This window comes from Pedobacter aquatilis, from assembly GCF_030409415.1.
Classification (GTDB): Bacteria; Bacteroidota; Bacteroidia; order Sphingobacteriales; family Sphingobacteriaceae; genus Pedobacter; species Pedobacter aquatilis.
Window position 1 is genome coordinate 150647 of record NZ_JAUFPW010000032.1, and the last position, 19808, is coordinate 170454.

The 19808-nt window shown below is 35.7% G+C and carries 18 protein-coding genes; 11 read left to right on the plus strand and 7 right to left on the minus strand.

The genetic code is table 11. The features are described from left to right. Positions 1 to 3: 3 nt before the first annotated feature. The 5 genes from porM to QWY86_RS14815 form a co-directional block, all read right to left on the minus strand. A complete protein-coding gene (gene porM / locus QWY86_RS14795) occupies positions 4 to 1539 on the minus strand; it encodes a type IX secretion system motor protein PorM/GldM (RefSeq protein WP_290243116.1) in 1536 nt (511 codons plus the stop codon). 41 nt (positions 1540 to 1580) lie between these two features. After that, positions 1581 to 2390: a type IX secretion system motor protein PorL/GldL gene (gene porL, locus QWY86_RS14800; protein WP_290243117.1), complete on the minus strand. Its 810-nt coding sequence runs from the start codon at positions 2388 to 2390 to the stop codon at positions 1581 to 1583. A gap of 48 nt (positions 2391 to 2438) precedes the next feature. Further along, positions 2439 to 3767 carry a T9SS ring complex lipoprotein PorK/GldK gene (porK, locus tag QWY86_RS14805; RefSeq protein ID WP_290243118.1) on the minus strand — a complete coding sequence of 443 codons (1329 nt, stop codon included), beginning with the start codon at positions 3765 to 3767 and terminating at the stop codon, positions 2439 to 2441. A gap of 221 nt (positions 3768 to 3988) precedes the next feature. Next, the gene (locus tag QWY86_RS14810) at positions 3989 to 4759 is read right to left on the minus strand and encodes a uroporphyrinogen-III synthase (protein ID WP_290243119.1); all 771 of its coding nucleotides are present in this window, start codon (positions 4757 to 4759) and stop codon (positions 3989 to 3991) included. Positions 4760 to 4774: 15 nt separating this feature from the next. Beyond that, positions 4775 to 5749 (minus strand): DUF4271 domain-containing protein, encoded by a 975-nt coding sequence (locus tag QWY86_RS14815; protein ID WP_290243120.1) that lies wholly within the window; start codon positions 5747 to 5749, stop codon positions 4775 to 4777. Positions 5750 to 5841: 92 nt separating this feature from the next. On the opposite strand from QWY86_RS14815, the gene hemW reads away from it, so the two are divergent. From hemW to QWY86_RS14850, 7 genes are all read left to right on the plus strand, one after another. Beyond that, positions 5842 to 6972, plus strand: a complete 1131-nt coding sequence (hemW, locus tag QWY86_RS14820; RefSeq protein ID WP_290243121.1) for a radical SAM family heme chaperone HemW — start codon at positions 5842 to 5844, stop codon at positions 6970 to 6972. Between the two features lie 105 nt (positions 6973 to 7077). Further along, a complete protein-coding gene (locus tag QWY86_RS14825) occupies positions 7078 to 7860 on the plus strand; it encodes an SDR family oxidoreductase (protein ID WP_290243122.1) in 783 nt (260 codons plus the stop codon). A gap of 319 nt (positions 7861 to 8179) precedes the next feature. Continuing rightward, complete coding sequence (locus tag QWY86_RS14830) at positions 8180 to 8731, plus strand: fasciclin domain-containing protein (RefSeq protein WP_290243123.1); 552 nt, start codon at positions 8180 to 8182, stop codon at positions 8729 to 8731. Between the two features lie 229 nt (positions 8732 to 8960). Next, complete coding sequence (locus tag QWY86_RS14835; protein WP_290243124.1) at positions 8961 to 9746, plus strand: DUF3050 domain-containing protein; 786 nt, start codon at positions 8961 to 8963, stop codon at positions 9744 to 9746. 127 nt (positions 9747 to 9873) lie between these two features. After that, positions 9874 to 10752: a cupin-like domain-containing protein gene (locus QWY86_RS14840; protein ID WP_290243125.1), complete on the plus strand. Its 879-nt coding sequence runs from the start codon at positions 9874 to 9876 to the stop codon at positions 10750 to 10752. Positions 10753 to 11016: 264 nt separating this feature from the next. Next, the gene (locus QWY86_RS14845) at positions 11017 to 11631 is read left to right on the plus strand and encodes a sugar O-acetyltransferase (protein ID WP_290243126.1); all 615 of its coding nucleotides are present in this window, start codon (positions 11017 to 11019) and stop codon (positions 11629 to 11631) included. 187 nt (positions 11632 to 11818) lie between these two features. Next, positions 11819 to 13084 carry a DUF5690 family protein gene (locus QWY86_RS14850; RefSeq protein WP_290243127.1) on the plus strand — a complete coding sequence of 422 codons (1266 nt, stop codon included), beginning with the start codon at positions 11819 to 11821 and terminating at the stop codon, positions 13082 to 13084. Here QWY86_RS14850 and QWY86_RS14855 read toward each other — a convergent pair. Further along, positions 13081 to 13506, minus strand: a complete 426-nt coding sequence (locus QWY86_RS14855) for a YybH family protein (protein ID WP_290243128.1) — start codon at positions 13504 to 13506, stop codon at positions 13081 to 13083. The genes QWY86_RS14850 and QWY86_RS14855 overlap by 4 nt on opposite strands. Positions 13507 to 13593: 87 nt before the next feature. On the opposite strand from QWY86_RS14855, the gene QWY86_RS14860 reads away from it, so the two are divergent. The 4 genes from QWY86_RS14860 to QWY86_RS14875 all read left to right on the plus strand — a co-directional run bounded on the left by QWY86_RS14860 (position 13594) and on the right by QWY86_RS14875 (position 18845). After that, the gene (locus QWY86_RS14860) at positions 13594 to 14475 is read left to right on the plus strand and encodes a carbohydrate kinase family protein (RefSeq protein ID WP_290243129.1); all 882 of its coding nucleotides are present in this window, start codon (positions 13594 to 13596) and stop codon (positions 14473 to 14475) included. A 312-nt stretch (positions 14476 to 14787) separates the two neighbouring features. Then, positions 14788 to 15885 (plus strand): vWA domain-containing protein, encoded by a 1098-nt coding sequence (locus QWY86_RS14865; RefSeq protein WP_290243130.1) that lies wholly within the window; start codon positions 14788 to 14790, stop codon positions 15883 to 15885. Positions 15886 to 15973: 88 nt separating this feature from the next. Next, complete coding sequence (locus tag QWY86_RS14870) at positions 15974 to 17461, plus strand: magnesium chelatase ATPase subunit I (RefSeq protein WP_290243131.1); 1488 nt, start codon at positions 15974 to 15976, stop codon at positions 17459 to 17461. Positions 17462 to 17588: 127 nt separating this feature from the next. Then, the gene (locus QWY86_RS14875) at positions 17589 to 18845 is read left to right on the plus strand and encodes a metallophosphoesterase (protein ID WP_290243132.1); all 1257 of its coding nucleotides are present in this window, start codon (positions 17589 to 17591) and stop codon (positions 18843 to 18845) included. Between the two features lie 96 nt (positions 18846 to 18941). On the opposite strand, the gene QWY86_RS14880 is transcribed toward QWY86_RS14875, so the two are convergent. After that, positions 18942 to 19631 carry a response regulator transcription factor gene (locus tag QWY86_RS14880; RefSeq protein ID WP_231459006.1) on the minus strand — a complete coding sequence of 230 codons (690 nt, stop codon included), beginning with the start codon at positions 19629 to 19631 and terminating at the stop codon, positions 18942 to 18944. Positions 19632 to 19808 lie beyond the last annotated feature (177 nt).

Here is a 19808-nt window from a genome sequence, read left to right on the forward strand (position 1 = left end):
TTTTTATTTAACATTAAATGAAACCGAAGGCAAAATTTTCTGACGGCCATCTGGTCCTTGAGAAACAATATCATCAAAGAAAACCTTTGATCCTGGCGTTATTGCATTCATTGCACCCCTTACAGCCCCCGCAAAACTACCCCCACTACCTGCAATCGTTACTGCTTCCGAGCGTGGTTTAATTACGGTTATTTTATATCTTAAAATCTTGAATGAAACATCAAATGGGAAATCATCCAAATCTGCTTCAATTTCTGTTTCGCTTTTTAGTTGAACTGAAGAAACATCTCCACCAATTCTACCACCAACTTTCGCAATCGGAGCAGGTATAGCTTTAACTCTAAATTTCTGAGAACCTAAGCTCACCGTTTTTCCAGCATTTGATGCGGTAACATTAATTGATACTTCAGAACCCACTTGAGAACCGCTTGCCAATACATTGTATTTACCTGCACCAACTTTACTCATAGATGCACCCGATGCACTTGCATTAACGCTTTCTAAAGGAAAACCAGCTGCTGATACCGAAAACGGATTTGGAATACCTGCGTAAATTACGTTCATCTTATCAGAAGATACACTTGCTGATGGTTTTGCAACCTGATAGCTTTGTTCTGGAGTTTTGTACTCTTTTATTTGTCCATCCGTTTGGCGAACACGAATTGTTCCAACCCATTTAAAAACACCAACACTACCAGTACTACCAGTGTAAGTACCTTTACCTTCTTTTACGTTAAGCTTACCACCGCCAACGCTAATGTCTGGGTTTGATCTTGAATCGCTTGCAGTTAAAAACACTTCTGCCGTATAAGGTTGACCTTGGATAACATATGAAGTTGGTGCAACTGCAACTGCAGCAAACTTATCAATGTTAACAATGGCTTTATCCATGTTCCCAAATAATTTTTTAACCACTTCAGCTTCTGCATTTTTTGTATCTGTTTGAAGTTTAGTTAAAATTGTCATTGCCGCTGTTAAAGGCGTTCCTTCTCCAAATAAGGTTTCTTCCCAGTTTCCTTTTCTTTTTCTTACCGGATCCTTTGCTTCAAGAGAGAAAGTTACAGATGCCCTGTCTTGAGCATCAAGCAAAGAAATTAGCTTCTCGCGAGTTGCATTAATTTTAGCCTTAAGCTTTGCGCCTTCCTTTTGATTAATCATGATATTTGGAGAAATATCCTGATTATCTCTATTAGTTAAATCACCAGTTTCAGGATTTATACCATCACCTGCAGTAGTAAATTGCTTTTTAATGCTTTCAATATAATTGTTCAAATCATCAGCAGCAGCTTTAGCTTGTTTCGCCTTATCGTAAATAGGCTGGGCTCTTGCCGGCTCTTCTTTCAATTTTGAATTTTCGAATGATGAAAAAAGTTGTTCAATACTTGTATTAACATTATTTTTTGACGTATCTAAACTATCATTGATGTTTTTAAAAGCATCCAATATTGTGTCTGATACGTTAAGGGCAAGCATAGCTAACAATACCAAATACATGATATTGATCATCCGCTGCCTCGTTGATTCTTTTCCGCCTGCCATTTTTTATGTAGCTTTTTTTAATTAAGTTAAAAACTAAATAATTAAACTCTAGGGCTATTCATAGCCGAAAGCATATTACCATAAATGGCGTTTAGTGATGATAAGTTTTTCGCCAACTTGTTCACCTCTTCTTTAAACTGTTTAGAATCTTCCATCGATTCGTTAAAGTTCTGCATGGTAAGTGATAAGTTTGAATAGAATTTATTCATCGATTTTAAATGTGCTGAAGAATCTTGCAACTCTAATTCGTATACAGCGTTTAATGCTGATAAGTTTTTAGCTAAATTATTAACCTGATCATGATAAGCCTGAGCATTTACACTATTATCTCCCATCGCTTTTAAATTTGCTGTAGCTTTTTCAAAAGATACACTTAAACTATCAAATCCTGCGGAAGCAGTTTTTACTTTACTTGTAAATTCGTTTGTAGCAGTAGAAGCATCAGCAACGTTTGAAATTGCAGCAACCTTGTCGCCAAATGTGCGTAAGCCATTACCTAAACTTTCAATCAATTCAGGACCAACTTTAGCATCAGCTAACATTTTATCTAAAGCTGCTGACGTTGGAGCAGAAACTGCTACCGCTTGTGGTCTAGCTGAAGCAACAGGCAACTCTCCTTTAAAATCTTCTCTCAATTCTGGATAAACTCTTTCCCATGCTGGTTCTGGCTCTGGTGGGAAGAAACCTGTTAAAAAGAATAACAAAGCCTCAATTCCTAATCCGGCACCTATCATGTAGTTACCCAAGATGCCCCCAAGGTGAAGAATTTTAAACAATGCACCTATAATTACAATACTCGCACCCCATGAAATCGCTACGTGTAACCAACTTGGTTGTTTCTTTGCTGCCATAAAAAAGTTATTAAATGTTTTTCTTTAGTTTTTAGTTTGATTGGTTTATTAGTTTTTGTTTCTTAAATCTGTACCATAAAGTGCTGATACACACCTAAAACCGATATAAGATCTTTGTTGGTCTTGGTATTCGTATGTTGATACAGCATTCTGTAAGAAGTAGCCTGTATCTTTCCATGAACCACCCTTAACAACTTTACGTTTTAAATATTTACTATCTTCTTTGCCAGCCACATAAGTAAAATTCGGACTTAAGTCGTGTAGCAATGGAGCAGCTGACTTATTATAAGCAGTTTGTGTCCACTCGGCAACGTTACCCGCCATATTATATAAGCCATAATCGTTAGGGAAATACGAACGAACACCTACCGTATAGATACCGCCATCGCTGGAATAATCTCCACGACCAGGCTTAAAGTTAGCCTGTAAGCAACCCTTTGTGTTTCTAATGTATGGACCACCCCAAGGATATTTGGTTTTGGTATTACCGCCTCTTGCTGCATATTCATACTCAGACTCTGATGGTAACCTATAATCTGCTCTTGCATTTGCAGGCATTTTTCTAGCGGAAGCTACACCCTGATATAGTTGTGTTCGCCAATGAGCAAAAGCCTGACTTTGCTCCCAACTTACACCCACAACCGGATAATCATCGTAAGATGGATGGTTGAAATAACCTCTCACCATTGGATCATTTTGTGAGTACGAATAATCTGTTTTCCAAACCATGGTATCAGGATAAACAGCAATGGTATATCTATCAATATAATCCTGACGTTTGCTGTTTGGATCTTTATGACCTAAAGCTGCTTTATCAAAATTTAATATTCCATAAGTATATTCCAACTTACGCACATCGATTTCCTTTTTACCTGGCAATGCATCTAAACCAGAATAATACATATTATCCAGTTGACTAGCATTAGCTGCATTGGCACCTTTCCCTTTACCGCTCCAAATTCCCGATCCATTTCCAACTTTTCTCCAGTCGATATATTTTTCTCCACCAACTGCATTAGCTGCTGCACCTTTTTGGGTCATCATATATTGTTGCGGATAACCCATAGCAACAATTGCGATAGAATCTCGAACCCATTTCGTAAACTGGCGATATTCTGCATTAGAAATTTCAGTTTGGTCCATAAAGAAAGCAGGAATTGTTGTCATTCTGCTTGGCCCTGCTTGCGAAAACGTAATATCCTCGTCCGATCCTCCAAGTGGTGTATGCCCGGGTGGAATATAAACCATCCCTAAAGGAATCCTTTGGTTTTTAAATTTACGGTTGTAAGCGCCAACGAGCTCGCCCTGACCACCATGACCGCAGCTTGCAAGTAATACCGTTACCACCATTATAGACAGAAAGTAAATTTTCTTCATACTTATTTATAGTGTATAAACACAATTAGAGATTAATCAAAAATCATTTAAATATATAACAAAAGCAAAAAATTTACACGAAACCCCTTTTATTAGGGTGTAAGAACGGTTTTATAGACGCTTTTAACCTAATATTTTCGTTACAAACAAGACGCTATCCTGCTATAACTCAAAAAGTTGGCATTTATTGTTTGCTAGTAAAAAAAATAGAGGGAATCTTTTTATTTATTCGAAACTTTGATGTAGTTCTCTATGGCCATAGTCATTGATGGTACTCCAGGTGTTGGAGCAGCAATATCAACAATCAAACCCATATCGGTTACAGCTTTGCTCGTATTAACTCCAAACGCTGCAATTCTTGTATTGTTTTGCTTAAAGTCAGGAAAATTTTTAAATAGCGATTGAATACTTGATGGACTGAAGAACGCAATTACATCGTAAAACACCTCTGCAAGATCAGAAAGATCACTAACAACTGTTTTAAACAGAACAGCAGGCGTAAAATCGTAACCACTTTTTTCTAAGAATTTCATAGTATCTTCTGTTGCTACATCAGAGCAAGGATATAAGAATTTCTCATTGGCATGTTTTTTCAATACTTCCGCCAAATCTGCTGCAGTTTGTTTACCAAAAAATATTTTACGCTTGCGATATTGAATATACTTTTGAAGATACAAAGCTATAGTCTCAGAGAGACAGAAATATTTTAGCTCGGCAGGAACGTCATAGCGCATTTCCTCACAAATTCTGAAAAAATGGTCGGCAGCATTTCTACTGGTAAAAATCACTGCTGTAAAATCAGCAAGGTTAATCTTATCCTTTCTGAAATCCCTTGCAGGCACACCTTCTACGTGAATAAAGGATCTGAAATCGACTTTTAAATTATGCTTCTTAGCCAAATCATAATAAGGAGATTTTTCTGTTTCAGGTTTCGGTAGAGTAACTAAGATACTTTTTACTTTACGGATTCTAGAGTCGTTCTTTTCTTGCATTTTCCTTTATTTCTGCTACAATCCTATCGTTTTAATTAGTATTAAAATAGGACATATTTCGAGGGCGCAAAAGTACAAAAATAAATGCATTTTCGAAAACTTATTGTTAGAAAGTATGGTAACCCCTGCCCTAAGTAACTGAAATGCAAATATAACTACAAGTAGCAATATCGCTATCGCAATGTAAATTGCGCCGTATTTTAATGGAGACAATGCAAAGGCTACAACAAGAGGAATGAATAATAAGGAAGCATTAAAATAACTTAAATATAATATTGAAATATACTCTCCAACGGGTTTTTGCATATTAAAGAGAAAACCTAAGAATCTTAAAAGCACCAATTTTAATGCGTAAAAAACAATAATTATTAGCGAAATGGAGAAGAAAAACTTAAACCCATCTTGCGCCTGATACATGTTGTAATATTGCGCAACCAGGAAGAAAAACATTCCTAAAATGAATCCGAATTGTATAAATAAAAGTAAAAATGGCCAGGAGCTGAACAGATTATCTTCTTTATTTATGTTATTTAAAATCCGATTACTAAAGAACGATTGTACGATAGCAGATAGCTGTTTTGCAAAAGCATTCTTTAAAATAGCAAAAACCAGAAGCATGATAAAAATAAAACCCAAAAGATATACATTTCCCTTTGGGATAGATTTTCCAAGCTGATAAGGGTTTTCCTTTTTCTTAAAGTTTTTATATTTCTGCTGCCAAGCCAATAAGTCTAGTGTGGGAAAGAGATATTCATTTTGAACACTATCCAGTAAAGCGTTTTTATTTATGGCGCTATCTGGCAGAACCCAAGTGTGTCTGATGATAGAATCGGTAACAAATTGCTGTCTAACTAAGGTGGCTGAATCAACTTTATATCTCCTGTAACTATTAACCGTAGCCACACTATCCTTTGCGGCAGGAACTTGCTGTGCAAGGGCAAAATTAGCCGAGAAGATAAATGAAATGAAGATTAAAATATGCTTTAGCATTACTACAAACTTAAAGTTGCAAAAGTAGCTGATTAATCATTGTTTACCTAAAGAAAATAAATGGATTTAGAATATGATGTATCTTTGCAGCAATGTCTGGTATATATATTCACATTCCATTTTGCAAAAAGGCTTGCCACTATTGCGATTTTCATTTTAGCACATCATTAAAATACGCTTATGAAATGGTAGAAAGCATTTGCAAGGAAATTAAGTTTAAAAAAGATAGAATTAACGGACAAGTGGGCAGTATTTATTTAGGCGGAGGTACACCTTCCATCCTATCTCAATCGGCCTTGCAGAAAATTTTCGATACCATTAATCACACATTTTCTGTTGATGCAAACGCTGAAATTACCATCGAAACCAACCCTGATGATTTAACCGCCCAAAAACTTAGGGAATTAAAACAACTTCCTGTGAACCGCTTTAGCATTGGAATTCAATCATTTTTTAATGAGGACTTGATTTGGATGAACAGAGCACATAATGCAGATGAAGGCGAAAGTTGCGTACAAAGAAGCCAGGATGCAGGCTTTGAAAACCTTACAATAGATTTAATTTATGGTTATCCGCTTTTAAGTGATGAAAAGTGGAAGATTAATATTCAGAAAGCCATTGAATTAAGTGTACCGCATATTTCTGCTTATGCTTTAACAGTTGAGCCGAAGACAGCTTTAGCGCATGCCATAAAAACCAAAAAGCAAACGCCTGTTAGCGATAATCAAAGCGCAGCACAGTTTGTGATTTTAATGGATAAACTAAAAGATGCTGGTTTTGAGCATTATGAAATTTCGAATTTTGCAAAACCTAATTGTTACGCCATTCACAATACAAATTATTGGAAAGGCATTGATTACATTGGTATTGGTCCGTCGGCGCACGGTTTTGATGGCCGAAACCGTTACATGAACCCGGCCAATAATGCTTCTTATATCCAAACTTTACAAAGTAATAAGTTACCAGAAATTATTGAAGAGTTAAGCTTAAATGATAGGTTTAATGAATATATGATGACTTCTTTAAGAACGATTTGGGGAACGGATTTGCAAAAAATACAAACGGATTTTGGAAAAGACTTCTTTGAAGAGACTAAATACAACCTACGAAATTTTGAGGGGAAAAATTGGTTAATTCTAGAAAATGACACCATAAAATTGAGTGAAAGCGGAAAGCTTTTTGCCGACCACATTGCATCAGAATTGTTCATTTTAAATGAATGATTTATGAATGAGAGAATTATTGAATTTTGAATGAGTGAATGCCCTGAGAGCTCAATCTTTGACACTTTGCAACACTCAATCATTAAATTACCTAACTAAAAATATATGTCTAAAATTATATGGATTACAGGTGCTTCATCAGGTATTGGCGAAGCCTTAGTTTACGAATATTTTAAGGGTGGAAACAAGCTAATTATTTCTGCTAGGAATAGAGATGAATTATTTAGAGTAAAGGGAAACTGCCAAAACTCTTTTAATGTGCATGTATTACCCTTCGATTTAAGGGAAACAGAAATTTTAGAGCAAAAAGCTGAAGATGCCATTAAAATTTTCGGAAAGATAGATTTGCTTATCAATTCGGGTGGTGTAAGCCAAAGAAGTTTGGCTTTAGCAACGGATACTAAAACCGAACAGCAAATTATGGCAACAAATTTTTGGGGAACCGTAGTTTTAAGCAAAACTGTTTTACCGATTATGATTGCCAACGGCGGTGGACAAATTGTAGTGGTAAGTAGCTTGGTGGGCAAATTTGGAACAAAATTACGTTCGGCATATGCTGCATCAAAACATGCACTACATGGCTATTTTGACTCACTACGCTCAGAAGTTTACGATAAAAACATCGACATTACGATTATTTGCCCGGGATTTATAAAAACCAATGTTTCTATAAATGCGCTTACGGCTAATGGCAAAATACAAGGAACAATGGACGACGCACAAGCTAATGGAATGAGTGCTGAAGAATGTGCAAAAGAAATCGTAAATGCGGTTTCTGCTAAAAAAGAGGAAGTTTATATTGGTGGTAAAGAAACCAAAGCAGTTTTATTAAAAAGGTTTTTCCCAAAGATTTTTTCGAAAAAAGTTAGAGAAGCGAAGGTTACATAAAGTGCTGGCTAACAAACGATATATATAGCAAAAGCCTGCGTTATTTAAACCGCATTGCAGCGGTATACTTTTTTGCTACATTAGCATAATTTATAAAATCTGAAGCACAAAAACCTTTAAACTTCGTAAGCTCCACTATGCAAAAAAGATTTAGCGGAAAGGCGGACTATCTTTCAAAATATTTGCTATAGGATATTTCCAAATAAAAATAAAACACTAAAAATCAACAACTTATACCTTTATTCTAATTTCTAAAAACCAAGCGTCTGTGTCCTGTCGTAAATGGAATCAAATAACAGAAACTTAAAAATTAGAAATAATGAAAAAATTAATCCTATCTGCGATTGCCGTTGTAACTATGGCATTTACAAGTCAAGTTTACGCTCAAAAAAATCCAATGGTTGGTGGTGCAGAAATGTATGCAACTAAAGATATTGTTGATAATGCCGTAAATTCAAAAGACCACACAACTTTAGTAGCGGCTGTTAAAGCTGCTGGTTTAGTAGAAACTTTAAAAAGCGCTGGTCCGTTCACAGTTTTTGCACCAACAAATGCTGCATTTGATAAATTACCTGCCGGAACAGTTGATAATTTAGTAAAACCAGAAAACAAAGCAATGTTAACTAAAATTTTAACTTACCATGTTGTTGCCGGAAAAATGGATAGTAAAGCAATTGCTGCTGCTATTAAAGCTGGTGGTGGAAAAGCTGAATTAACCACAGTACAAGGTGGCAAACTTTGGGCTTGGATGGAAGGCAAAAAATTAATGCTTAAAGATGAAAAAGGTGGAATGAGTACAGTAACAATTGCTGATGTAAGTCAAAAAAATGGTGTTATCCATGTTATCGATACGGTATTAATGCCGAATTAAAATAATTTTCACATCCTATAACTATATGTAAACGCTTCTGTTGATTGACAGAAGCGTTTTTTATTTGCTAAAATTCAATCAAAACATCTATTATTTGTCAGTCGTTTTTCAGGTTTTTTAATATTTCCTTAATACTGATGTTTATCTACATAATTTTACCGCAAACAAAAAAGAGTGGCCAAGTATTTAGAATAAAATTTTAAAAGCTAGCCATTCCCTCAACAAAACAATGAATCCCCATATTCTAAAAATTCAGCAAAACATTGAGCCGCTTAGGCAGCAAATTATTAACCACAAAGTTTACAGCGAAATAAGTGAATTAGCAGATTTACAGATTTTCATGGAGCATCATATTTATGCCGTGTGGGATTTTATGTCGCTACTCAAAGCACTACAGATTAACTTAACTTGTACAACTTTGCCTTGGTTTCCGGTTGGCGATGCAATTTCACGCCAGTTGATAAATGAAATTGTTGCCGGCGAAGAAAGCGATGTTGATGCTGAAGGTAACATTAAAAGCCATTTTGAATTATACCTTGATGCGATGGAACAATGCGGCGCAAATACCCGACCGATAAAAAATTTCTTAACCTCATTACAAAACGGAAGAGATTTCGATATTGCTTTTGAACTTGCGCAGGTTCCGAATGCGGCCAGAAATTTTGTTAAATCTACATTTGAAACCATAAACCATAATAAACCGCATTTACAGGCGGCAAGTTTTACTTTTGGTAGAGAGGATTTAATTCCGAACATGTTCTTTAGCATGGTTAACGATTTAAACAGCAGTAAACCTGAACAGGTATCTACCTTTAAATATTACTTAGAGCGACATATTGAAGTTGATGGCGACCACCATAGTCATTTAGCTTTATCAATGACAGAAAAACTTTGCGAAATTGATGAAACCTTTTGGGTTGAAGCTGAACAAACTGCAAAAATTGCATTGCAAAGCCGTATTGATTTATGGGATGAAGCTTATGCTGAAATAATTAAGCAAAAAGTTGTTGCGTAACAACAAATTATTAAATAATTATTAAGTCAGAATTAAGTGATTTTCGACACTTTTAAGTGTTGGTAACAAAATTATTAAATAAAATTCACACATTTGTTGTTCGGTATAAACAGCCGATTTTGAGCCCATGAGTTTCATTTTAAAACCTGTAGATATCGTTGAGCATATCACTCCAGAGGATTTTAAGAAAAATTATCTGAAAACGAAACGTCCTTTGGTTATTAGAGGCCTTACAAAAGATTGGCCTGCAAGAGAAAAATGGACAACCGAATATTTGAAAGAAATTGGTGGCGATTTAGAAGTTCCGTTATACGATAATTCTAAAGCCGACCCTTCAAAACCAATTAATGCGGCCACTGCACATATGAAATTCGGTGATTACCTGGATTTGATAAAACGCGAACCTACTGAGCTTCGTATTTTCTTTTTTAATTTATTTAAAAAAGTACCAAGTTTAATAAACGATATAAAAATACCCAAAGATTTAATGGGCGGTTTTATCGAAAGTATGCCGGCCATGTTTTTTGGCGGTTCGAACTCGGTAACGTTTTTACATTACGACATCGATTTACCTCATATTTTCCATACACATTTTGGCGGTAGAAAACACATTATTCTTTTTGATTATAAGTGGAAAGATAGATTGTATTGCTTACCAAATGCAACTTATGCATTGGAAGATTACAAAGTAGATAATCCGGATTTTGAAAAATTCCCAGCTTTGAGAGGTGTAGAAGGCTATGAAGTATTTTTAGAGCATGGCGATACCTTATTTATGCCTACAGGAATGTGGCATTGGATGAAATATGTTGATGGATCTTTCTCATTAAGTCTTCGTGCTTGGGACCAATCTATCTCAAGAAAAGTTGCCAGCGTATGGAGTTTGTTTAGACATGGCGCTGTAGATAGCTTAATTAAAATGGCATTTAAAGAAAAATATGCACATTGGAGAGAGAAAAAAGCAGTAGTAATTGCAGAAAAAGCATTGGCAAAAGGGAAACCGTAAAATAAAATATATTTTAAACCGTTTAATCGGTTTGGGGAAAGCAATTTCAGCGGGGCTATCGTTTATCGGTAGCCCCGTTTTTTGTTAGTAGGATATTTCCAAAGCTCGTTATATGGTGTGAGTTTGTTAGTTATATCACACCCGCAATCGTCATTGCGAGGCACGAAGCAATCCTAAAGCGATCGCGGCTTAACTTATTTTTTAAAGATCGATTCGTTTCCCGCAATCACGAAAAAAAATCATAAACTTTTTTATCTTCGATACATGGAAAACGAAATCCTTACCGAAAAACAAAAAATGCTGGCTGGCAAAGCTTATTTCGCTGGTGGAACTGAATTAGCTCAGGAAAGATTAAAAGCCCGTGAAATTGTACACGAGTTTAATAACCTGGCGCCAAAATTTATAAAACAGAGAAAAGAGTTATTGAAAAGACTTTTCGGCAAAACAGAAAAAATGTTTTACGTTGAACCACCTTTTCGTTGTGATTACGGTTACAATATCGAAATCGGTGATAATTTCTACGCCAACTTTAACCTTGTCATTTTAGATTGCGCAAAAGTGAGCATTGGAAACAGTGTATTCATTGCACCGAATGTGGCCATTTATACAGCAGGCCATCCTATACATGCACACTTACGCGACCAGGAAATTGAATGGGCGCAAGAAGTAACAATTGGCAATAGTGTTTGGATTGGTGGAAATGTGGTGATAAATCCGGGTGTAAAAATCGGTTCTAATGTAGTTATCGGTTCTGGTAGTGTGGTAACCAGAGATGTACCCGATAATGTTTTCGCTGCCGGAAATCCATGCAGGGTAATTCGTCATTTAACCGATGCCGATAAGGATTATTATTACAAAGATTTTAAGTTAGGAGAGTAAAGTCTGGTTTGGCAAAATTTTTAGAAATGTTGAGGGGGCAAAGTTTCAAAAGAATTACAACACTTTGTTAAATAAACCTTATTGAAACGGCATCCTTTGAGCATAGCGAAAAGATACAGTGTAAAGAAGGACGGCTGTAGCCAAAAGTAATTACATTGATTTTCTAAAAATTAAGCTATATTCAATTATGGCATCAAAAAACAATCAGCAAATAAAAACCGGCTTGTATACCGCAGTTGTTGTTTTTTTAGCCTACACTATGATTTTCGGTTTCAGAAAATCTTTTACCGTTGCAACTTTTCATGGATTAACTATTGCTGGATATAGCTACAAAATCATATTAGTAATTGCGCAAATGCTTGGTTATTTATTAGCTAAGTTTTACGGTATCAAGTTCATTTCAGAATTAAAAAAAACCGGAAGAGGAAAAATTATTGCATTGCTAACGGCCATTTCTTGGTTGAGTTGGCTGTTCTTTGCCATAATTCCGATACCCTATAATGTAATTTTCCTTTTTATAAATGGCTTTCCGTTAGGAATGCTTTGGGGTGTGGTTTTTTCTTATGTAGAAGGCCGAAGAAGCACTGACTTTATTGGTGCAACTTTAGCCGTGAGTTTCATTTTCGCATCAGGCTTTGTAAAATCCGTTGGTTTGTGGCTAAGCCTTACCTTAAACATTTCTGAGTTTTGGATTCCCTTTTACACAGGCTTGGTATTCGCATTACCATTAGTATTTTTTATTTTTCTGATGGAAAAAATACCCGCACCAGATGCCGAAGATAATAAATACAGAACAGAGCGATTGCCAATGAATAATGCAGACCGAAAGCTATTCATTAAAGATTTTTTCTGGGGTTTATTAGCTTGCGTTACCATTTATTGTTTTGCCACCATTTTTAGAGATATTAGAGATAATTTTAGTGCAGAAATGTGGAAGGAAATGGGCTTTTTTAATCAGCCCTCCATCTTTGCAAAAACAGAAACGCCAATAACTTTAATTGTTTTAGTGCTTATTGGCAGCATGGTTTTAATCAAAAACAATTTCAAAGCCTTGCAGCTCGCACACTTTTTTATCTTAACAGGATTTATAATCGCAGGTGTTTTTAGCTGGCTTTTTAAAGTAAACTTATTGCCGCCAATTTGGTGGATGACACTTACCGGCTTAGGACTTTATATGGTTTACATTCCTTTCAATGCCGTTTTTTTCGACAGATTAATCTCTACCTTTAAATACACCAGCAACGTGGGTTTTCTAATTTACATTGCCGATTCTTTTGGTTACGTTGGCAGTATTGGCGTTCTATTTACCAAAGAGATATTGAAAGTAAAATTAAACTGGGTAACATTCTTTTCCAACAGCGTAATTAGTTTATCAGTTATTGGGTGTTTGTTAACCATATTTTCACTTCAATATTTCCGAAATAAATATAAAAAACTGAAGACTCCGATTTAGCTAGAATGGTCGACAACTACTTTCCATTCGCCTTTTAATTTTTTAAATATCAAAGTAAAATAACCTTGCGGTTCATCTTTTTCGCGTTTCAAATGCCAGCTTCCTAAAACGAAAGCAACATCTTTATTTAAAAAATCGACTTTCTTGATACCGAAAGTTAAAATGCCCATGCCTGCACTGCCAGAATAATTCTTTTTGTAATTATCTAAAGTTTTTTGCCAGCCATAAGTCGGTCCACTTTTGCCAACAAAAAGCAAACTGTCTGATTTTACGTAACCATCCATAAAAGCAACTAAATCACCTTTATTCCAAGCCAATCTTTGTTGTTCTAAAACATTTAAAATAGCCTGTTTATCTTTTGAGGTTTGAGCACTTGCGTAAAACGAAATTAGCACAAAAGCAACAATTAAAATTCTTTTCATAATTTTTAGATCTTGTGATAAAGATATGAAACAAATTATTTCGTTCCATGTATAAAAATTGTTTCTTTACATTCTTAATTTCAATCTATGCAAAATAAAGTAATCACAATCGGCGAAATACTTTGGGATGTTTTTCCTGATGGCAAAAAAGCTGGCGGCTCGAGCATGAATGTTGCTTTGAACTTACATAAACAAAGTATTGATAGTAATTTTATAAGTGCAGTTGGCAATGATGATGATGGAAAAGAGCTGCTAAGTTTCTTATCGAACAGCAATTTTCCTACTAATTTAATTCAAACCAATAACGAATTACCAACCAGTACAGTTGTGGTTCAGTTAGATGATAAACAACAAGCCACTTACACCATAAAACAGCCTGTTGCCTGGGATGATATAAAACTTACACCAGAAAATATAGAAGCTGTTCAACAAGCCGATGCTTTAGTGTATTGCAGTTTAACCTGTCGGGATGAAAAATCAAAAAAAACCATTCTGGAGCTTTTAGAAAATGCAAAGACCAAAATTTTTGACATTAATTTACGTGCCCCTTTTTATGATAAAGAACTAATTGGTGAACTTTTAAACAAGGCTGATATTTTAAAAATTAATGAGGATGAAATTATTTGGGTAAAAGAAACTTTTGGTTTAACCGGAAATACTGATGAGCAACTATTAAAACAATTATCATCAACATTTAAAATAGAAATTATTTGTTTAACGCTTGGCGATAAAGGTGCTTGTGTTCTAAAAGATGGCAAATTGTTTCAGCACAGCGGTTACAAAGTGCAAGTTGCAGATACCGTAGGCGCAGGCGATGCCTTTTTAGCCACTTTTGTTGCCTGTTACTTGCAAGCTTACCCAATGGAAACCATTTTGGATAATGCTTGTAAGGTTGGTGCTTTTGTGGCATCGCAAGCGGGTGCAAATCCTGAGTATAATAAAAAGATTTACCATATGGCTTTGGGGTAATTTGTTTGCCAGGAGACACAGAATTTCACGGAAATAAGGCGATGGGTTTTGCGTTAGGGATTGAAAGGGTTTAGTGCCGTTTTTCACGGCACCGAAGCGAAGCGTAGCCCTGAAAAGCCCGACCCTTGCGCAGCTTGGGGAACGCCCATATAAGTTGAAAGTTTTGAGTTTAAAGTTTTATTTGCACTCTCTGACATTCTACTTTATACTTTATACTCTGTACTTTTCACTTTTTACTTCCCAAATATGACACCAAGCTTAAATTAGTTAAAACCGAAACTTTTACCTTTAGTAATCCGTTAATACAATTACATGAGAGGTTTTCGTTTTTCTGATTACAAACCTGGCGAAACGCCAAAGGGTGGTTTTGATGAGTTGCTGAAATTATTTAGCGAATTGCTAAATTATACGGCTGGGGATGCGGCAGAGGCTTTAAGCTGGCTGAACGAACTCGATAAACAATACAAATTAACCAACAATGATTATGGCATCGGTAATTTTATCGACGACCTGAAAGATAAAGGCTATTTAACCGAAGATAACCAATCGGGTGAGTTCAAAATTACGGCCAAAACCGAGCAAACGATTCGTAAATCGGCCTTGGATGAGATTTTCGGAAAGCTTAAAAAATCTGGTCGGGGTAACCATAACAGCAATCAAAGTGGCATTGGTGAAGAAAAAAATGCTGATAGAAGGGAATACAATTTTGGCGATAGTTTAGACCAAATTGATATGACGGCTTCTATCCAAAATGCGCAAATTAACCACGGCATTGGCGATTTCACACTGACAGACAGAGATTTAGAAGTTGAAGAAAAGGATTTTAAAACCCTAACTTCTACGGTGTTGATGATTGATATTTCGCACTCGATGATTTTATATGGTGAGGATAGAATTACACCAGCCAAAAAGGTTGCCATGGCTTTAGCAGAACTGATTAAAACGAAATACCCGAAAGATACTTTGGATATCGTGGTTTTTGGAAACGATGCATGGCCGATTACCGTTAAAGATTTGCCTTATTTGCAAGTTGGCCCTTACCATACCAATACTTTTGCGGGATTAGAGTTGGCGACCGATTTACTTCGTCGTCGGAAAACGCATAACAAGCAAATTTTTATGATTACCGATGGGAAGCCAACCTGCTTGAAAGAAAACGGCAAATACTACAAAAACAGCATGGGTTTGGATAGAAAGGTGATTAATAAAACCTTAAATATGGCGGCTCAATGTAAGCGATTAAAAATCCCGATTACTACATTTATGATTGCTAAAGACCCTTATTTACAACAGTTTGTCCGCCAGTTTACCGAAATTAATGGCGGAAGAGCTTTTTATAGTTCGCTAACAGGTTTAGGCGAATACATTTTTGAAGATTATATTAAAAATAGAAGGAAGACAGTAAAATAGATAAAAGAACAAAGAGCAAGGAATAATGATTGTTCGATTATGTTAAACGGTCTTTATTCTTTGCTCTTTTATCCTTACTCCAACAAATATGCAAAACACAACTTTAGGCCACTTAAAGGCAACAAATTATAAATCAAGAAGCGTTAAAGAAGAACTTAGAGAAAATCTGATTAAAGTTCTCAGAGATAAAAAAACAGAATTTGAAGGCATTATCGGTTATGATGAAACTGTAATTCCAGAGCTGCAAACAGCAATTCTATCTCGCCACAACATTTTACTTTTAGGTTTACGCGGACAAGCAAAAACGCGTATTGCTCGTTTAATGGTTAATTTATTGGATGAATATGTTCCTTATGTAGCTGGAAGCGAAATTTTCGACGACCCATTGAATCCAATTTCGTGGTTTGCAAAAAATGAAATTGCCACCAAAGGTGATGAAACCGAAATTGCCTGGTTGCACCGCAGCGAACGCTATACGGAGAAATTAGCTACTCCGGATGTTACAGTTGCCGATTTAATTGGCGATGTTGACCCGATTAAAGCTGCAACTTTAAAACTTACTTACAACGATGAGCGTGTAATTCACTTCGGATTGATTCCTCGTGCCCACCGCAGCATTTTCGTAATTAACGAATTACCTGATTTGCAAGCTCGTATTCAGGTGGCTTTGTTTAACATGCTTCAGGAAAAAGACATTCAAATTCGTGGTTTCAAACTGCGTTTACCTTTAGATATTCAGTTTGTGTTTACCGCAAACCCTGAAGATTACACCAATCGTGGCAGTATTGTAACACCACTAAAAGATAGAATTGAAAGTCAGATTTTAACGCATTATCCAAAAAGTATCGAAATTTCTCGAAAGATCACTTTCCAGGAGGCTAAGCTTACCAAAGAGCAAAGAGAAACCATTGAGGCTGATGGATTGTTAAAGGATTTGGTTGAACAAATTGCTTTTGAAGCTCGTAAAAGTGAATACATCGATCAGAAATCGGGTGTCTCTGCAAGGTTGACCATTTCAGCTTACGAAAATTTAATTAGCACCGCAGAACGGAGAATGCTAATTTCTGCGGAGAAAAATACTTTTGTTCGTTTATCTGATTTAGCCGGAATTATCCCTGCAATTACGGGTAAAATAGAACTGGTTTATGAAGGCGAATTAGAAGGTCCTGCTCATGTAGCGACTACCTTAATAGGCAAAGCCGTTAAAACCTTATTTGCTCGCTATTTCCCGGACCCTGAAAAGGCTAAGAAAACTAAAACGGCAAATCCTTATACAGAAATTACAGAATGGTTTACAGATGGAAATAATGTTGATGTAACGGACAGTTTAACAAATGCGCAATACAAAAAAGCATTGATGTTGGTTCCTGGACTTTATGATTTGGTTAAAAAATTCCACCCGAAATTAAGCGAAAACCAGACTTTGTTATTGATGGAATTTGTATTGCATGGATTGGCTGAATATTCTCAACTAAGCAAAAACTTCCTTAACGGCGGTTTCGGATTTTCTGATATGTTTGGCAGTTTGTTCAATGCCGAATTTGATGAGGAAGAGGATGAAGATGATTTTAGGTAATATTTATTTTAAATTTGTCACATTGAGCCTGTCGAAATGATAATGCAAAAATCCTTTGACAAGCTTAATTTGATGAGCTTAAGTAAGCTATCTTCATTTTTTTTTATTTAAATCGAATAAACCCAATATGGGAAGATTACCTTTCATTATTGCTGCCTGCATTTTAATTACAGCCTTTGATATTTATTGTTACCGAGCCATTGTTTCGGTTTTTAAAAAATGGAAGCCATCAACAAAAAAAATATTTGGCATTTTATATTGGAGCTTTAGTATATCATTAATTATCGGAGTTTTTGCTGGCATATATCTGAATCTCTTTTTAACTTTGAGGGCAATTATTTTAGTTGCTTTCTTTCTAACAGTAGCTTGTAAATTGGCAATGTTGCCTTTTCTTGTGTTAGATGATATAAGAAGATTATTCATCAAACTTTTTAAAAGGAAAGAAGCAAAACAAGCTGTTCAAAGAGCAGATGTACCAGAAGATATAGACCAGATTTCTCGCTCTGAATTTTTAGTGAAAGCAGGTTTAGTCGCTGCTGCAGTTCCGTTAACGTCGTTAAGTTGGGGCATTATTTCTGGAGCATACGATTATCAGGTTAGACGTGTAAATTTAATCCTTCCCAACTTACCAAAGGCTTTCGATGGCATTACAATGGCACAAATTTCCGACATTCACTCAGGCAGTTTTTACAATAAAACTGCTGTTAAAGGCGGGGTAGAAATGCTCTTAGCCGAAAAGCCAGATTTCGTTTTCTTTACTGGTGATTTGGTAAACAATCTCACAAATGAGGTAAAAGAGTATCAGGACATATTCGCAAAAGTAAAAGCACCATTGGGCGTTTATTCTACATTAGGTAACCACGATTATGGCGACTATTATTTTGGTAAAGAATCATCGCCAGCCAAGGTCAAAAACCTTAAAGATATTATTGAGGTTCATAAAATAATGGGTTACGATTTATTGATGAACCAAAATCGCCGATTAAAAGTTGATGGTGAAGAAATTGGAATTTTAGGCATTGAAAACTGGGGAATGGGTCGTTTCCCTAAATATGGAAAAATGGAATTGGCGGTGCAAAATACTGATGATTTACCTGTTAAACTTTTGCTAAGTCATGACCCATCACATTGGCGTGGAGAAGTTTTGCAAAAGTATCCTCAAATCGATGCCATGTTTAGCGGACACACACACGGCATGCAGTTTGGCGTTCGGTTAAAAGAATATCAATGGAGCCCGGTTCAGTATATTTACAAAGAATGGGCTGGCTTATATCGCGAACAGCAACAACAACTTTATGTTAACGTTGGCTATGGCTTTTTAGGTTACCCAGGCAGGGTTGGTATTTTACCAGAGATAACTGTATTTACTTTAAAAAGAGCTTAAAAGAATGATTGAGCTTTGAATGACTGAATTAGTGAATATCCGCAAAATGCAAGAAACATTCTTTAATTCAATCATCCTCTCATTCAATAATTAAATCTACCCCGCATTAAAACGATAACCAACACCTCTAACGGTTTGTAATAACTGCGGATTATCAGGATTCAATTCTATTTTCTTACGCAAGCGAACAATGTGCATGTCTAATGTACGTGTGTTTACATCAGAGTTGTACCCCCATACCACAAGCATTAATTCATCACGATTAATAACCTTACCAGGATTACGTAAGAAATAAAGTAGAATACGGTTTTCTAAAATCGTTAGCTCAATTTTCTTACCATCTCTAAATAAAGTATGAATATTAGGATGGTGCTCCATACTACCAAAACGATGTATTTCGGCAGAGTCTTTATTAACTATAAATTTGACTTTACTCTCCAACATGGCAACTAAAACATCCATATTAAATGGTTTGGTGATATAATCAGATGCGCCAAAATTATAAGCATCAATTTTATCTACATCCTGAGCTTTGGCAGTCATCATAATTATCAAATTCTCGAAACCCTGCTTACGAACAGATTCACAAACTTCGGCACCTTGTTTACCAGGCATCATCCAGTCCAATAAAACAATATCAGGTTGGTCTGCTAAAATCATTCGCTCACCAGCTTCGCCATCATTAGCTTCAAGCACATTGTAACCTTCGGCCTTTAAACGGTGCGCCACCAAAAAACGAAGATTTTCATCATCTTCTACAATTAATATTTTTACTTCTTTAGACATTTGTATGTGTATTATTTGGTTGTAAAGTTTAAAGGTTGGAAGGTTTTAAAAAACTGTTCCCGAAAGCTTTAATATTACAACATTTAAATTTTATATTTTATTTAGAGCGCTACAACTTGCAAAGGTTTAAGTTAAAAGATTGTATTTGAACATTTCAACTTTAAAACCTTAAAACTC

Coding starts and splice junctions, on each gene's coding strand:
- porM (WP_290243116.1), bottom strand. CDS start 1,539: ATGGCAGGCGGAAAAGAATCAACGAGGCAGCGGATGATCAATATCATG.
- porL (WP_290243117.1), bottom strand. CDS start 2,390: ATGGCAGCAAAGAAACAACCAAGTTGGTTACACGTAGCGATTTCATGG.
- porK (WP_290243118.1), bottom strand. CDS start 3,767: ATGAAGAAAATTTACTTTCTGTCTATAATGGTGGTAACGGTATTACTT.
- QWY86_RS14810 (WP_290243119.1), bottom strand. CDS start 4,759: ATGCAAGAAAAGAACGACTCTAGAATCCGTAAAGTAAAAAGTATCTTA.
- QWY86_RS14815 (WP_290243120.1), bottom strand. CDS start 5,749: ATGCTAAAGCATATTTTAATCTTCATTTCATTTATCTTCTCGGCTAAT.
- hemW (WP_290243121.1), top strand. CDS start 5,842: ATGTCTGGTATATATATTCACATTCCATTTTGCAAAAAGGCTTGCCAC.
- QWY86_RS14825 (WP_290243122.1), top strand. CDS start 7,078: ATGTCTAAAATTATATGGATTACAGGTGCTTCATCAGGTATTGGCGAA.
- QWY86_RS14830 (WP_290243123.1), top strand. CDS start 8,180: ATGAAAAAATTAATCCTATCTGCGATTGCCGTTGTAACTATGGCATTT.
- QWY86_RS14835 (WP_290243124.1), top strand. CDS start 8,961: ATGAATCCCCATATTCTAAAAATTCAGCAAAACATTGAGCCGCTTAGG.
- QWY86_RS14840 (WP_290243125.1), top strand. CDS start 9,874: ATGAGTTTCATTTTAAAACCTGTAGATATCGTTGAGCATATCACTCCA.
- QWY86_RS14845 (WP_290243126.1), top strand. CDS start 11,017: ATGGAAAACGAAATCCTTACCGAAAAACAAAAAATGCTGGCTGGCAAA.
- QWY86_RS14850 (WP_290243127.1), top strand. CDS start 11,819: ATGGCATCAAAAAACAATCAGCAAATAAAAACCGGCTTGTATACCGCA.
- QWY86_RS14855 (WP_290243128.1), bottom strand. CDS start 13,506: ATGAAAAGAATTTTAATTGTTGCTTTTGTGCTAATTTCGTTTTACGCA.
- QWY86_RS14860 (WP_290243129.1), top strand. CDS start 13,594: ATGCAAAATAAAGTAATCACAATCGGCGAAATACTTTGGGATGTTTTT.
- QWY86_RS14865 (WP_290243130.1), top strand. CDS start 14,788: ATGAGAGGTTTTCGTTTTTCTGATTACAAACCTGGCGAAACGCCAAAG.
- QWY86_RS14870 (WP_290243131.1), top strand. CDS start 15,974: ATGCAAAACACAACTTTAGGCCACTTAAAGGCAACAAATTATAAATCA.
- QWY86_RS14875 (WP_290243132.1), top strand. CDS start 17,589: ATGGGAAGATTACCTTTCATTATTGCTGCCTGCATTTTAATTACAGCC.
- QWY86_RS14880 (WP_231459006.1), bottom strand. CDS start 19,631: ATGTCTAAAGAAGTAAAAATATTAATTGTAGAAGATGATGAAAATCTT.